The organism is Streptomyces kanasensis (assembly GCF_043077165.1).
GTDB lineage: Bacteria > Actinomycetota > Actinomycetes > Streptomycetales > Streptomycetaceae > Streptomyces > Streptomyces changanensis.
The window spans coordinates 1-14,945 of record NZ_JBIBSF010000018.1; the positions used below are offsets into that span (position 1 = coordinate 1).

The window sequence follows — 14,945 nt, forward strand, 5'->3', positions numbered from 1 at the left end:
TCGTCGTCCGCCGGCGCCGTGGTGGCCGGGGTGAGGGGCTGAGGTCGAGGAGGGCCTGGAGGAGCTGCGCGACGTCGAAGGGTGCGGGCCGGCCCGGGGCCGGGGGAGGGAAAGACGGCTGGCTGGGAGGGGGGTCGGCGGAGGCCCGGACGCCTCCTGAAAGATCATGGAACTTCCGGGAAAAACCCTGGTCAGACCCCCTTTTCGGCTATGCGATCCGGCCCAATACTGGTAATATAGAGCTTGTTGGAAGGGGGTGGCACCCCGGACAACGAGAACCACTCGAAACTCACACCGGAGGCAGACGACATGACCGCGACCGCGACCCGCGCCCCCCAGCTCTTCACCTGCACGTGCGACGCGAAGCCGGAGCCGCACCTGGCTCCCGTCCAGCGCATCCTGGTCGCCGGTGTCCCCGACGTTGACCCGGATCTGGTGCGCCGGGCCCTGGAGGAGGTCCGCTACGACCTGTCGCTGTTCTTCGGCTCCGACGTGGCCATGGTCGTCACGTTCGAGGGGGAGGAGACCGGCACGATCGCTGCCGCCCGAGCCTGGGCCACCGCGAACGGCATTGCCGAGGAGCCGCGCGGCGAGGAGGCCGTGAGCGCGAACCTGACCTTCACCGACCCCGCCGACCGCCCCGCATGGGGCGAGCGCCGCCCGGTCGACCGGCCGACATTCTTCTATGACGCGGCCTGACGAAACGCGGGCGGGGGCCTGGAAATACCTGGTCAGGCCCCCTTTTCCGCTCGCCAATCCGGCTCAATGCTGGTAATATTGAGCTTATTGGAAGGGGGTGGCTCCCCGGCCGACACCACCACTCGAAACCCAGCAACCGCAGGAGGACACCATGTCCCGCACCGACCACCACCGCCGCCCCCGCCCGGTCCGCAAGGGCAACCCCACCCGCGCACTCGGGGTCAACGACCAGGCCGCCGCCCGCGCCGGAATGCTGACGACGGCCGTACGGCTCGACGACGGGAACCCGCAGTACAGCCGGAGCGCGAGCGTGTGGGCGACCAAGCCCGGCACGCGGAAGGCGTACCAGACCGCCACCCACCGCGCGGACCGCGCCGCCGTCCGCGCGGCACTCTCCACCACCGCGTACCGCCGCGACCCGGCCCGCCGCCAGGCCCTCCGCATGGAGCGCGCCCTTACCCCGGTCACGCGCCGCCGCGTTGACTGGGACATGAACTGATACGCCCGGCCGGGGCGGCGGATGGCACCGCCGCCCCGGCCCCTCGAAACCCGCCCCGTTCAGCCAGCCAGAGAGAGGCCCCGGTGACCACCGCGACCGCCACCCCCACCATTCACGTCCGCGCAGTCGCCACTACGCCGCTGTACGGGGCCACCTGCGACCGGTGCCCCTCATGGGCCGGGAAGGTCACGGACGACCGCGACGCCCACATGTGGGACGTACGGATGCACGCGGCGAAGCACCCGGACCCGACCGCCGGAGCCCGGTGGACGCCCGGCAGCGTCGCGCCCCGCCCCGCGACGCGCGGCCAAGAGGTCGGGGAGGTGCCGATCTACCGCGTGATCTGCGACGAGTGCCCGCGATACGTGGGAGGCGGAGGCACCGACCGCGACCGGGTGACCGGCCATTGCCGCCCACCGAGCCGCCGTCCAGGCCGACCCCGGCCGATGGGCCCACCGCACGTGGTGAGCGCGGCGGCCGCCGCCGAGCGGTAACCGGCGGCGGCCGCGCCGACCACTCCCCGACCGACCCCACCGCGCGCCCGTCCGTCCGCCAGCCGGCCGCCGGGCGACGGCCGCACGTTTTCACCGCCCCCGGCGCGCATCCCGCACTCCGGTACCTCCCGGGCCGCGCCCGCAGGGCACCTTCTCCACGACAAGGAACCCGATGAACACCACCATGTGCGAAGCCAGTTCCACCAGCCTGCGCATGGCCGTCGAGGCCGCCCGCGCGGCCGCCAAGGCCGCCGCGCACACCGCCGCCCTGATCCTGATCGAGGCGGATGGCGGCCGGGGCCGCATCCACGACGGCTCGCACGAGCAGCACGGCGATACCTGGTGCGTGGTCAGGTCCGCGCACTTCACCGCGCACATCCTGTCCGAGTCGCACGGCGACCGCGCGCACGTCACGCTGACCGGCATCACCCCGGCCGCCTACGAGCAGATGCGGACATGGGCCGAGGACCGCGACGAGTGCCGCCACGATCACGGCTGCGTCTGCCTTGACGACCCGTGGCCCACGCTCGCCTTCCTCTCCGAGTCCACCGAGGAGTGCCGGATTGACTACCGCCGCGCCGACGAGGATGAGCGCGGCAGCGCCCGCCTGGCGTTCAACCGCATCACCGTCACGCTCTTCGACGAGCCGGTAACGGTGGTGGACACTCTGCTCCGCATCGCCCGATCCACTCCGGCGGCTGACCCGGAAAAGTCCAGGTGAGGCACCCTTTCCCGCTTTCGAAGCCGGCTTAAAGCTGGTAATATTGAGCTTGCTGGAAGGGGGTGGCGCCCCGACCGGCGCGACCACTCGAAACCCATACTGGAGGACCCCATGGGCCGAACCATGACCGCTGCCGAGCGCGCTGCCCGAGACGCGCTGCAGCCCTACGTGAAGGCCGGGCAGATGCGGCAGAGCGAAGTGAACAAGACCATGCGGGACGGGCTGCCGATCATCGAGCGGGTCATCCGGGCCGAGCTTCAGCGGCACGAGTTCGGGAGCACCTTCTACTACGGGACGAAGGTGACCCGGGCCCGCGAGGAGTACGAAGCCGCCACGACCGCGACCGCGCGGCACATGAAGCGGGCGAGGCTTGCCACGGCGGAGGTAACGGCAGCCGTCTACAAGGCCGTGCGCGCCGAGTACAAGACCGCCGAGGAGATCGAACGGGAGGACCGCGAGGCCCCGCTTATGGCCGCCGCCCTGGATGTGGTCAGGGAGGAGGCCGAGCAGGCCGCCGCCTCCGCCCCGCAGGCGCCGCCCGCCGCCGCCTGACACTCGAACCCCGGCCGCAGCGCCCCGGCACTCCGCCGGGACGCTGCGGCCCCGCTCGGAACTGACCATCGCGGAGCGCGGCCGCGCCGACAGGCCCCAGGCACCCCGGCGCGGCCGCGCCCCACGGTGGTCACTGCCCACCACGGGCGACGGACGGCCGCCCGTGGCCGGCACCGTGCGCCGCCACGTCCCGGCACCACCTACAGGTGGTGCCCCACCTTGCGAGAGGAACCCATGACCGACCTGATCAAGCTGCCCCACACCGGGCTGCACGTCCCCCACGACCGCTACACCCTCGCCGACTTCCAGCAGGTGACGACGCGCTGCGGCATCGCCTACAACGCCACCCTTTGCGAGAGGGACCGCTGCGTGGGCGTCATCGAGAACGAGGGCAACGGCGGAGGCACCTGGTTCTTCCCGGCCACCGCCGCCGACCGCCAGGCTGTTCACAGCTTCGCCGCCGCCTGCCGGATGGACGGAGAACCGCTGTTCGAGGAGGAGGTGCTGGACCACCTCATCACCGAGCACGAGACGGCCCAGGAAGTCGCGAAGTGCGCGCGTCGGCGCGCGAGCCTCATCCGCGGGTTCGAGGAGGACGGGTTGCCCGCCGTCAGCGTCGCCGTCGGCGTCCCGCCGGTCTGGCTCGACCGCTCCGACTCCCCGTTCCTGCCACGGATCGCCCGCGACCTGAAGGCCAGCGACCCCGACGTAGCTGTCTGGGAGTTCTGGACCGGCGACCAGTGGAAGTCGCTCAGCCTCCCCGCCATCACCGACTGAAAACCCCTGCTCAGGGACCCCTTCTGCTAGGCGATCCGCTCCAAGGCTGGTAATATTACGACTGTTGGGAGGGGGTAGCGCCCCGACCAACGGCACCACTCGAAACCCGAACCGGAAGGCACCTGATGCCTGCATACATCGACGACCTCGAAGAGCTCTGTATCGACTGCGGCGCGGACGAGGGGGAGCCCTGCGACCCCGAGTGCGAGCACTACGACGAGGAGCTCCACGGCGGATACACCCGCGAGATCGAAGCCCCCTCGCAGTACGAGGAGCCCGTTCCGCCCGGCTGGTAGAAGACGGCCCCCACCGGGGCGGCGGATGGCACCGCCGCCCCGGCCCCCTCGAAACCCACACCACGGAGGAACCGTGAAGTTCACGCTGGTCCACATCTTTCCCAACGGCACCGAGCAGCCCGTATCCGTGCCGATGCCCACGATCGGCAAGGCCGCCGCCCTGGCCGCCCAGTCGCTCCTCGACAACCGGCGCGCAACCAAGGACGAGGCGCAGTCGTTCGCGGACTACCTGACGACCCACATGCACGTCGGCAAGACCCTGATGCACTGGCCGTCCCGGTACGCCGCCCGCATCGAGTGCGCCGAGACGATCGCGGAGCCCGACCCGAGCTCGCTGCGCGTCACCAAGCCCCAGAAGCGCACTTACCTCGGTGTCGAGGCGGAGACGTGGGAAGTCCGCACCGGCGGCCCCCTGTCCCTCCGGACGATCTACCTGCGGTGGACCACTGACGATCGGCACTGGGTCACCGAAGACCCCGTCATGCTCGACAACGGGAGCTTCTTCACCGGTGGCAGCCCGCAGCCGCACCAGGCCGGAGACCTCACCGCCTGGACCATGCGAGGAGACGGCCGTAGGGGTTCCTCCTGCCACATCCTCGTTCCGGATCGACAGCTTCCCCAGGACGCCCCCACGGACCGGCTCCTTCTGCCCGCCAGGTAACCGGCGGACAAACCCCGGCGACCCGCCGGGAAAGACCACCTGACCGAAGGCCGGTCCGCCCTGCCGGGGCGGCGGTTGGCACCGCCGCCCCGGCCCCGCTCGAAACCCACGCCCGATGAGAGGAACACCCCTTGACCACGACCACCACGGCCGACGCACCCGCCGCGAAGCGCTACGAGCTCGGCACGCGCGCCGCCAGCGGCCGCTACCCCGTCACCGTCGACGGCCGCCCGGCCGGTGACATCCACCGCTTCCACGGAGAGTGGTACGCCCGCCCCCACGGCCACACCGAGGAGAGCCGCCACGACGACAAGGACGCCGCCGCCTCGTACCTGGTCGACCTGGTCGACTCCGGCGCCATCGACCCCGCGGCCGCCCCGGCCAAGGCCCCGGCCAAGGCCCCGGCCGCCGCGGCGCAGGGCATCGTCCCGTGGCTGTCCCCGCGCCTGAAGCCGACCCGACGCAACATCCTGAGCGCGGGCATCGCGCTCGCCCGCATCGCCGAACTCGCCTGGCTGCCAGAGGACGAGGACGGGAACGCCACCGGCTACCCGGGATCTGACAACCCGTGGGAGCTGACGTGCCGGTTGGACGGGAAGGTCGTCGTCCGCTGGTGGTCGCACCTGCGCGGCCGCAACGGCGACAACACCCCCCGGCCGGTGTACCGGCACGAGGGGTGCATCGACTTCGAGGACCAGGCCGGGAAGGTCGCCGCCTTGGTGGGCGAGCCCCCCGCCAGCTGCCCCTGCCGCGAGATCACCCACCCGACCACGGCCGAGGACGTCGAGAAGCTGCTGGAGCGCGCCGAGCGCGCCCGCAAGGCCGACGACGTCGAGACCCTGCGGCCGCTGCTGACGCAGCTGCTCGGACCCTGCCCCGCCAGCAGCGCCCGCGCCCAGTCCATGAAGACCTTCCTGCCCAAGCCCAAGCCCAAGAACTGACCGACCCCGACCAGGTGGGGCGGCGGCCGCCACGCCGCCCCACCGCCCAACGGAGAGGAGCGCGATGCCGCGCGTCACCCGCCAGCACACTGTCGCCCACCACCTGGTCCAGGGCGGCCTTACCGACCTGAAGCTCACCGAGGCCGCGCAGAAGAAGGACCGCCCCAGCCTCTACCGCGAGGACGGGTTTTCCGTCCGCAGCTACCACGCCCCGGACGGCACCCTGCTCACGGTGGCCGGCGCCTACGGGCCGGACTGGGTCATGACCCGGGCCGAGATCCGCAACCGGCTCGAACAGCCCTACATCCGGTACACCGTCACCGACGACGCCCCCGGCCTGGCCGACCACGAGCAGCTCGTCCGTTGGGCCACCGGCGAGGAACTCCAGGCCCGCAGGCGGGCCGCGGCCGCGCGCCAGGCCCCGCTCGTCGCCCATCTGCGCCGCCAGCAGAGCGAACAGGACGCCGAGGACGCCGGACAGTCGGCCCTGTTCTGACCCCCGGGCCGGGTCCGCGCCACACCCGGCGCGGGCCCGGCCCCTCCGCTCCCGGTGCCGGCTGCGGAACTCCGCGCCCGAAGACAGCCGTAGCTAAAACCCCTGCTCAAGGGTCCAATTCCGCTAGGCGATCGGGTTCAAGGCTGGTAATATTGAGCCTGTTGGAAGGGGGTGGCGCCCCGACCAACGCCACCACTCGAAACCCGTACGAACGAAAGGCAATACCCCGTGACTGAAACCCCTGCGAAGGGCGTCATCACCATCACCCACACCCGGGCGGAGGGCACGATCCTCACCGGGTCCCGCAAGGGTGACGGCATCTTTGAGATCGTCCGTGAGTACAACTTCTGGTCCTCCAGGAACGTGGACGGCCTGTTCCTCAAGCGCTCCCGCGACAAGGAGGCCCAGACCTGGCGGATCAACGCGGCGGCCGAAGCTCTCCGGGCGGCTGGCCACGAGGTGACCGTCGAGATCGACGAGGACACCCGGCGGTCCTTCGCCGAGGCCGAGGCCGACCGCGAGGAACGCGCAGCGGAGAGGGCCGAGCGGTTCAGCGGCCGCGCGGGCCGGGCCACCGCCTCGGCAGACGCCAAGCGAGCGGCCGCCGACCGGCTCTCGAAGCGGTTCGAGTTCGGCCAGCCGATCCTGGTCGGTCACCACAGCGAGGGCCGCGCCCGCCGCGACGCCGCCCGGATCGACGCCAACATGAGGGCCTCGTTCGAAGACCGGGACCGCGCGGGGTACTGGTCCAACCGGGCCCAGGCGTCGGAGAGCTACGCCCAGCACCGCAACGACCCGTACCGCACGCTACGGCGCCTGGAGAAGCTGCGCGCCGACCTGCGCGCCCAGGAGCGGCACCTTGCGGCCGAGACCGCAGCGGGCCGGGACGGAGCGCGGCACACCCGGCTCATCGAGGAGATCACCGACGAGATCACCCACTGGGAGGGCATCGTCGAGAAGGCCAAGGCCGAAGGCGTGAAGGTCTGGACGCCGGACGACTTCACCCCGGGCGACTTCGTCCGGATGCGTGGCTCCTGGTACGAGGTGATCCGCGTCAACCCCAAGACGCTGTCGATCGCATGGAACCTGCGACTCGCCCCGAAGCCGGTCATGACCCGGGAGGACGCCACACCGCCCGGCTACCGCCTCGGCACCTTCACCATCGACTACACGAACGTGCGGGCCCGCTGCCCCGGTGAGGTGATGCGCGCCTTCCTCGCCGACGGGAAGGTCCCCGGCACCAAGACCGCGCACGAGGCGTCCGAGAAGCTGCCGGCGAGCGCGGTCCGGGCGGCCGAGGCCGCGAAGCCGAAGACGAAGAAGCGCAGCGACCCGAAGACCCCCAAGCGCGTCCGGGTCGAGTGCACCCCGGACCGCACCGCGGCCACCCTGACGTTCCTGACCGGGCGCAGCCAGCCGCACAAGGACTTCGAGCCGGTGACCCTCACGCCCCCGGAGGACGAGAAGTTCTCCGAGGTCATGTGGGCGAACACGCTGCGGACCGCGGCGGTCGAGTACCTGGCCGGGCGCGGCTTCCGGTTCCGAGACGCGGGGTGGAGCGGCGAGTCGATCCAGGGAGCCAGCCGCGCCATCGAGGAGATCCCGGCGGCCGAGCCCATGCCCGAAGCGGCCGAGGGCGAGAAGCGGGACGAGCGGGCCCCGGCCGCCGAAGCGCAGCCCACCCCGGCGGCGGAGACGTGCCCCATGTGCCACTCCGACCAGTGGAACCCGCAGGCGCGAGTCTGCGGGCACTGCCACCACAACCCGACGGCGACGGTGGCGCCCGCGCCGGCCCCCGCTGCGGGAGAACGGGACTGGCAGGAGGCCATGGCCATGGTGTTCATCGTCTCGAAGAACACCCGCCGGGCCCGAAAGCGGGCCCTGTGGGCGATGACCCGGCGAGAGGCGCAAGCCGTGTGCGGCGACCCCCGCACGTCGGGCCGCTCGTACATGCTCACCTGGTCCGGCAGCCCCGGCGAGGAGGGGACCGACTGGGAATGGGTGCCGGACAACGGGAGCCTTGACGCGGTCCTCGCGGACCTGGGCATCACCCCGCGCCGCGAGTGGACCGCCGCCCCGGACGCCCCGGACGCCGTGGCCCCCGCCACGGCCTAGCGGGCACAGCCGGGGTCCGGCCGCCGGTCCTGGCGGCCGGACCCCGCAATCCGTCCAGATCGGAGCCCCCAGCCTCTTGGGAATCAGGTCTGAAGCTGGTAATATTGAACTTGTTGGGAGGGGGTGGCACCCCGACCGGCACTACCACTCGAAACCCATCACCGGAGGCATCCGTGAGCACCACAGCCGAGCAGACGACCGCACACCCCACCGGCATCGCACAGCGCGTCGCCGATGTCGTGATCAACCTGGTCCGCTTCCTCGGCCCCGACCCGGCCGCCATCGTCCGCAAGGGCCGTCCGCAGCGCTGACCCGCTCACCCCGGGGGGCTGGCGGATGGCACCGCCGGCCCCCGCCTCGCCCGCTCACCGTCGAACTGGAGAAACCCTCATGGCCCGACCCGTCCCGCACCACGCCGTACTCAACATCTTCCACCTGCTCCGCCGAGTCGAGCCGACCGCCGCCGTCGTCGGCACCAAGGAGGTAGCCAGCATCGGCGGGCTGGTCTTCACCCTCTCGCTCGCGCCCTCGATCTGGCACGACCGATTCCAGGGCCTGTACCTCACCGCCATCAGCCCCACCGCGGGTGAACTGGCCACGACCCTGCTGTCCTTCGAGGACTACAAGGTCACCACCGGTACCGGCGCCGCACGGCGCCCCCTGCGCCTGCTGGACGAGCACACCGCGGGCGACCTCACCAGCGGCGTCTCCACAGACGCCCTGGAGGAGGCCGTCGCCGCCTTCACCGCAGCCTTCACTGGAACCGCCCCAGCCGCGAACTGACCTACCCCAGCCGGGCGGCGGATGGCACCGCCGCCCGGCCCTCCCGCTCGACACCCAGCACCAGACGGAAGGACCCCATGACCCCGTACACCATCAACGACGCCAAGCTGAACGACGCGCTCGACGACGCCCACGAGCGCATCCAGCGCGCCGAGGACCGACTGGCCCGCGTCGCGTGCGCACACGTCGCCGCCGCCGTCCGCGACATCCTCACCGACCACGAGTCGGCCGCGCCGTTCGATGCCACGCACCTCCGCCTTACCGGGCATCTCGGCACCGACGCGCTGAGCACCGACGGCACGTACTGGACCGCCACCGGCGAGAAACGGCGCATCCCCGTCGGCGAACTGTTCGACGGTCTGCTCGGCTGGGTCAACCAGCTCAGCCGTGCCAACCGCCACATCTGGCGACCCCTGTGCGAAATCGAGGGCGCCGCCGTAGGCGCCATCGGGGCACCGGTCAGCTACCGGCTCGACCTGGCCCAGGCCGCGCAGCTCCCCGACGAGGTCCACACTTCCGCCCGGGTGTGCGAGATCCGCGACCGCCTGGCCGCCGCGACCTACCGGCCGTGGAGCGTCGAAGAGTTCACCTGGAACCGCAACGGTGCCGCCGTCGGCAAGGACGACCCGGACGCCGTGCACACCGACTTCGTGGTCAGCGACTCCTCCGGGGCCAAGGTTGCCGAGGTCTCGGTCAGTTATGACGGACCCGAGGACACCGACACGCCCGCCGAGGACATCGCCGAGACACGCGCCAACGCCGAGCTCATCACCCAGGCACCGGAGGACCTGCTCTACCTCCTCGCCCACCTCGACCACCTTGCCGGCGCCGCGGACGCCGAGGAGCTCCACCCGCGCGGACACTGCGGACACTGCGGAACCGCGCTCTACACCTCCATCGCGTCCGAGACACCGACCGCCCTGGATGGGAGCACCCAGTGCAAGGGCACTCCGGGCCCGCACGGCATCCACTTCCCGCGCCGTCACGTCCTGCGGACCTGACCCCCCCGGGGGCGGCGGTTGGCGCCGCCGCCCCCCGGCCCGCTCGAACCCCGACCGCACGAGGAGGAACCGTGCCCGGCATCCGCTACGCGCCCGACAGCGTCCTGATCCCCACCACTCCCGGGGCCCTCCTGGAGTGGGCCGCCGCGCACATCGCGCGCGTGGGGATCTACCAGAGCCGACACAGCCTGTTCTCCGGCCCCGGCCGACTGATCAACCGGCGGTGCTCCGTCGGCGGCGCCGTCGACGTCGCCGCCGGCCGCGACCGCATGACCCCCAACCGCACGTACGACATCGACGCCATCGGCACCGTCCTGGAAGAGGCGTACCGAGTCCTGGCCGACCATCTGCACGGCGCCCCCGTCCAGGTCCCCGACGGTGCCGATCCCAAGCAGTGGCGCCGGAGGGTCGTCCACCTGTGGAGCCTGGCCCCCGGCCGCACCGCCCAGGAGGCGGCCGCCGCGCTCCACGAAGCGGCCGAGCTCGCCGACGCCGCGCACCGCCTCTTCTGAAGGCCCCTGCCCGGGGCGGCGGATGGCACCGCCGCCCCGGCCCTGCTCGAAACCCGAACCCACCAGGAGAAGAACCCGACCATGCACGCCAGCACCCTGACCGCCGCGAAGCCGGCGGAGAAGACCCGCACCGTGCGATGCCCCTGCTGCGGGCTACCCAAGCCCACCGTCTCCGGTGCCATCGTCGACCACCGCCCCACCCGCACCGCGGCCGACAACTGCCCCGGCAGCGGCGCCCGCGCCTGGGGACTGACCCACGAAGCCCTCCAGTCGAAGACCGAGGCCGACGCGCACCGTCCGCCGGCCCTGCCGGAGCCCGCCCCGGCCCCGGCGGAGGCTGAAGCCCCTGATCCGGAGGACGTCACCACCCGCATCGCCGCCATCCACGCGTCGTGCGACGAGCAGCTCAGCCTCTTCGACCGCACCGCCGCCGCCCGCCCCGCAGACCGGCCCGAGCGTCGAGCCCGGCGGCAGCGCCGCACCCCCGCGGAGGCCCTGGGCACGGACGCGAAGTGGGTGATCGTGCACTACCGGCCGGGTTCCAACCTGTTCGCGCTCCCCGACGACTTGCTTCCCCGGTCCACTCCCGAGCAGCTGGCCGCCGCGGAGAAGGAGGGCGCCATCCACTTCGACCTCACCCAGCCCCGCACCGACGCTCGCGAGCTCCTCGGGCCGCCCGCCGTCGGCCGCCCCGTGGTGGTCATCCCGTGCAGCGCCGGTAAGAGGCCCCTTCCCGACGGGGTCGAGGAGCTCCCCGCCGCCCAGCTCTACACCGGCCCGTATTTCACGAAGTGCCTCGCGGCCGCCCAGGCCATCCCTGGCGGAAGGGTCGTCATCGTCAGCGCCGAGTACGGGCTGATCACCCCGGACACCCCGATCCGCCCGTACGAGAAGCGACTGGACCCGCGCACTGTCGACCACGCCAAACACCGCGCCCAGGCGCGCGCCATGGGCCGCCCCCTGCGCTACGCCCCCGAGGTGATCGCGCTTGCCGGCAAGGACTACGCCGACGCCGCGGCGGCCGTCTGGCCCCACCTCCGCCGCCCCCTCGCCGGGGCCGGCATCGGCACCCAGCTCCAGCGACTCACACGCATCGCCGCGTCCCACGATCCGCGGGCCACCGCCCTGGCCTACGCCGCCCAGGCCGCCGGGCGGTAACCCGCGGCCGCGCCGACACCTGGCAGGTCGCTCCCCGCCGCGCGACCGCCCGACGTCCTGCGCGCCCACCGGCGACGGCCGCACCCGACGTTCCTCCCCCGGCGCGCAGCGATCCCTCCCCGCGCGTCGGCCCCTCTCGAAGCGAGGCAACCAACTGACCTCAATGACAAGGACCGACCGATGACCGACACCGTGCCGGGGGAGCCGACCCCGCAGACCTGCCTCCGGGTGGCGCGCGAGGCCGCCGCCCTCGCCGCCGCCGCTGACGACCAGGCGCTGAACGCCGCCTGCCGCAGCAGCTCCGGCAACGCCGCCCGCCTGGAGAAGGTCATGCACGCGGTCCACACAGAGGCCGTGGAGGCCGAGCGATACGCCACCCTGGCTGAGCAATGGGCGGCCGACCCGGAGATGCCGGACAGCGCGCTGCACCACTGCGCCCGCAGAGCCGTCGACCACGCCGTGCTCGCCCAGGAGACGGCCGGGGCCGAGGTGACGGCCGCCGCACTGCGCACCGAGCTGGAGCGCAGGCTCACGCCCGAGGAGCGGGCCGAGCGGGAGAGCGAGCGGCGACGCGCCGAGGCCGAGCAGGAAGCCGCCGAGCGGGCCGCCACCGGCATGGACAGCGACAACCGCCACCTGGCCGTGATGAACGGCTACCTCGCCGAGAACGCCGTGCCCCTGCTCGGGTGGACCGCCGGGCACATGCGGGTGCTGGAGGCCGCGGCGGCCGGCCGGCTGTACTGGCACGACGGACAGGCCCGGCAGGCCGCCGCGCACGGCATGTGGAGCGGAGGCCGCAGGATCAGCCGGCAGCGGACGCAGGACCTGCGCGGCGCCGGGTTCCTCCTCGCCGTCGACGCGGCCGGGGGCGCCACCGTGCTCGCGCCCACCCCGATGGGCCAGGTGGCACTGGAGCTCGCGCGGCTGTACCCGGCGGGCCTGTACGACAGCGACAAGGCCGCGTACGAAGCCCGGTACGCCCGCGTCTCGAAGCGATACCGGCGCATGGACGACAAGAAGGCCGCCGCCCGCCGCCTACCCGCCCTGGAATACGGCGCGGTGAGCCGGTACCGGCGACCGGCGACGCTCGTCGAGCAGGAGGCCCGCGCCGCACGCGAGGCCACCGAGCAGTGGGAGGACGAGGGCGGCTACTGCCCCGGCGTCGAGGCGCCCCGGCCGACGGCCAGTGCGCGCACAGCACCCGCCCGCGCGGCGGAAGCCACCGCGAGCCTCCCCACACAGGCACCGCCGGGTCGAATCCTGAGTTCGCCGCTCGTCCGGGGCGCCGGCCGCGAGCCGCAGGACACCGCCGGAGCGACATCGCCCGTGCGAAACGAAGTCACCTCAGCGCAGGTACGTCCCAAAGGCCGTCGGCGGAACGGAGCAACGGCAGGCGTCGCCCCGCGGCGCACTCGCGGAGCGAGCGCCGGCTGGGGACAAGAGACCTTGTTCTGACCTGCAACGGAACCCATGGGCCCGGGGGGTACCCCCTCCGGGCCCTGAGCTTCTCCTCGGCACGCGACTTCCCATGCATGGCCCAAGTGCAGTATTTTTTTCGATGTTGGCTAGGGTGGCACCTGGCCGGCACCACCTGCTGCAACTCGAAACCCTTATCTACTGGAGCACCACACTCATGATCCCCAACGGCGTTACCCCTGCCGACGACCAGATCGCGGCCGACATCTTCAACGTCAGCGTCGGTTACTGGCAGGACACCAAGCACTGGGAGAAGATCCGCGGCCTGAAGCTCCTCAACCGCGAGGGCAGCCGCCGGCGCCTCTACTCCAAGGAGCAGCTGCTGGCCGCGCGCGCGGAGGAGGAGCGGGCCAAGGCCGTCAACGAGCAGCCGCGGTATGACCTCCCCGAGGTGCCGGCCGGTGAGCACCCCGACGACCTGCTCGACCTGGAGGAGTCCCTCTACGCCCTCCCCGAGGACAAGCGCGTCACGCTGTCCACGTGGAAGGGCTACCGGTACGGCAGCAAGACGCGCCTTCCTGACCCCGACTTCAACCTCGGCGGCAAGGAGGCGGACGGTGAAGTCGTCGGCGGTGAGGACTTCTGGCGCCGGCAGACCATCCTCGACTGGGCGGCCAACCGCCGCGGCCGAGGCAACCCCAAGGGGCGCCCGGCTGGCCGCAAGGAATCGCAGTCCCGCCCGCCGAACCCGCAGGCCGAGGAGCGCAAGGAGCGGGCCCGCCAGCTGCTCGCCGAGCACCCCACCACCCTCACCGCGAAGATGCTCGGCGAGGACCTCGGAGTGCACCCGGTCCACGCCGAGCGCATCCTGCGCGCGGCCCGCCTGGAGAAGGTCATCAGGCTGCTGAAGGACACCCCCGGCCTTACCGCCGAGGACGTCCAGCGGGAGACCGGCCTGCACGTCACCTCGCACGCCCGCAAGCTGCTCGACGAGGCCCGCAGAGCCGGCGCCGACGCGCAGTGAACCCCGCCCGTCCCGCCCTGGCAGGATGAAGATCGCCAGAGCAGGACGAGCGGGGGAGCGGCAGCATGGGCAGGGACGCCGAGCGAGCACTGGACTACGTCGCCGAACGCAGCATCCTCGTGCCGCACGGGTGCCGGCTGTGGATGCGGAGCCTCACCACGGACGGCTACGCCAAGGCCGTCGTCACTGAGGCCGGACGCGAACGCACCGTACGGGTGCACCGGTGGCTGATGGAGCAGGTGCACGGCCCACTTCCCGCACGTGCGATCACCGCGCATAGCTGCAACGAATCGCTGTGCGTGCACATCGACCACCTGTCGAGCGCGACGCAGCGCACGAACATGAGGCAGATGGCGGACCAGGGCCGTGCGGCCGGCCGGGCCCACCTCGGCTATGCCGACACCCGCGGCTCCCTGGGGCGCGCACAGGCTCTCCAGGCCGCACTCCGTGACGGGCTCGACCTGGAGGCGCTGGCCGCCGCGATGCTGGAGGGCGAGGCACGTCCCCTCGTCCGTAAGGCACTGGCCGAGGGGTACGACGCGGAGGCGTATCTCGCCGCCGTTCGTGCGTCCGACCCGAGTGCCGCGATGGTTCCGCTCTTCCCCGCGGACCACAGCGTCGTCGCCCCGGACGTCGAGGACGACGGGCAGATGTCGCTGTTCTGACCGATCGGCACGTCCAACGCGTGGGGCCCCCGGGGGGGGGGCGGGCCCCCCCCCCGCCCGGCGGGCGCGCCGCGCGCGGCGCCCCCCCCCCCCCCCCCCCCCCCGCGCGCGCGGGGGGCGGGGGGGTAGAAGGGG

General features: G+C 72.4%; 18 protein-coding genes. All 18 read left to right on the plus strand.

Going from position 1 to position 14,945, the window contains the following annotated elements:
• Positions 1–309 precede the first annotated feature (309 nt).
• The 18 genes from ACF053_RS29275 (at position 310) to ACF053_RS29360 (ending at position 14,810) form a co-directional block, all read left to right on the plus strand.
• Complete coding sequence (locus tag ACF053_RS29275; protein WP_391956764.1) at positions 310–699, plus strand: hypothetical protein; 390 nt, start codon at positions 310–312, stop codon at positions 697–699.
• A 151-nt stretch (positions 700–850) separates the two neighbouring features.
• Positions 851–1,198 (plus strand): hypothetical protein, encoded by a 348-nt coding sequence (locus ACF053_RS29280; protein WP_391956765.1) that lies wholly within the window; start codon positions 851–853, stop codon positions 1,196–1,198.
• A 666-nt stretch (positions 1,199–1,864) separates the two neighbouring features.
• Complete coding sequence (locus ACF053_RS29285) at positions 1,865–2,413, plus strand: hypothetical protein (RefSeq protein ID WP_391956766.1); 549 nt, start codon at positions 1,865–1,867, stop codon at positions 2,411–2,413.
• 111 nt (positions 2,414–2,524) lie between these two features.
• The gene (locus tag ACF053_RS29290) at positions 2,525–2,965 is read left to right on the plus strand and encodes a hypothetical protein (RefSeq protein WP_391956767.1); all 441 of its coding nucleotides are present in this window, start codon (positions 2,525–2,527) and stop codon (positions 2,963–2,965) included.
• Positions 2,966–3,199: 234 nt separating this feature from the next.
• Positions 3,200–3,742, plus strand: coding sequence for a hypothetical protein (locus tag ACF053_RS29295; RefSeq protein WP_391956768.1), 543 nt, complete (start codon positions 3,200–3,202; stop codon positions 3,740–3,742).
• A 125-nt stretch (positions 3,743–3,867) separates the two neighbouring features.
• Entirely contained in the window at positions 3,868–4,038 is a 171-nt protein-coding gene (locus ACF053_RS29300; protein WP_391956769.1) for a hypothetical protein, read from the plus strand.
• Between the two features lie 73 nt (positions 4,039–4,111).
• Positions 4,112–4,699, plus strand: coding sequence for a hypothetical protein (locus ACF053_RS29305; RefSeq protein ID WP_391956770.1), 588 nt, complete (start codon positions 4,112–4,114; stop codon positions 4,697–4,699).
• Positions 4,700–4,830: 131 nt separating this feature from the next.
• Complete coding sequence (locus ACF053_RS29310) at positions 4,831–5,640, plus strand: hypothetical protein (RefSeq protein ID WP_391956771.1); 810 nt, start codon at positions 4,831–4,833, stop codon at positions 5,638–5,640.
• 64 nt (positions 5,641–5,704) lie between these two features.
• Positions 5,705–6,136 carry a hypothetical protein gene (locus ACF053_RS29315; RefSeq protein ID WP_391956772.1) on the plus strand — a complete coding sequence of 144 codons (432 nt, stop codon included), beginning with the start codon at positions 5,705–5,707 and terminating at the stop codon, positions 6,134–6,136.
• A 228-nt stretch (positions 6,137–6,364) separates the two neighbouring features.
• Positions 6,365–8,251: a DUF3560 domain-containing protein gene (locus ACF053_RS29320; protein ID WP_391956773.1), complete on the plus strand. Its 1,887-nt coding sequence runs from the start codon at positions 6,365–6,367 to the stop codon at positions 8,249–8,251.
• 173 nt (positions 8,252–8,424) lie between these two features.
• Positions 8,425–8,562, plus strand: a complete 138-nt coding sequence (locus ACF053_RS29325) for a hypothetical protein (RefSeq protein ID WP_391956774.1) — start codon at positions 8,425–8,427, stop codon at positions 8,560–8,562.
• Between the two features lie 79 nt (positions 8,563–8,641).
• Entirely contained in the window at positions 8,642–9,034 is a 393-nt protein-coding gene (locus ACF053_RS29330; protein ID WP_391956775.1) for a hypothetical protein, read from the plus strand.
• 77 nt (positions 9,035–9,111) lie between these two features.
• Entirely contained in the window at positions 9,112–10,035 is a 924-nt protein-coding gene (locus ACF053_RS29335; RefSeq protein ID WP_391956776.1) for a hypothetical protein, read from the plus strand.
• A gap of 71 nt (positions 10,036–10,106) precedes the next feature.
• Positions 10,107–10,547: a DUF6197 family protein gene (locus ACF053_RS29340; RefSeq protein WP_391956777.1), complete on the plus strand. Its 441-nt coding sequence runs from the start codon at positions 10,107–10,109 to the stop codon at positions 10,545–10,547.
• Positions 10,548–10,628: 81 nt separating this feature from the next.
• Positions 10,629–11,705: a DUF6884 domain-containing protein gene (locus tag ACF053_RS29345; RefSeq protein WP_391956778.1), complete on the plus strand. Its 1,077-nt coding sequence runs from the start codon at positions 10,629–10,631 to the stop codon at positions 11,703–11,705.
• A gap of 180 nt (positions 11,706–11,885) precedes the next feature.
• Positions 11,886–13,160 carry a hypothetical protein gene (locus tag ACF053_RS29350; RefSeq protein ID WP_391956779.1) on the plus strand — a complete coding sequence of 425 codons (1,275 nt, stop codon included), beginning with the start codon at positions 11,886–11,888 and terminating at the stop codon, positions 13,158–13,160.
• A gap of 115 nt (positions 13,161–13,275) precedes the next feature.
• Positions 13,276–14,145, plus strand: a complete 870-nt coding sequence (locus ACF053_RS29355) for a hypothetical protein (protein WP_391956780.1) — start codon at positions 13,276–13,278, stop codon at positions 14,143–14,145.
• A gap of 65 nt (positions 14,146–14,210) precedes the next feature.
• A complete protein-coding gene (locus ACF053_RS29360) occupies positions 14,211–14,810 on the plus strand; it encodes an HNH endonuclease (RefSeq protein WP_391956781.1) in 600 nt (199 codons plus the stop codon).
• Positions 14,811–14,945 lie beyond the last annotated feature (135 nt).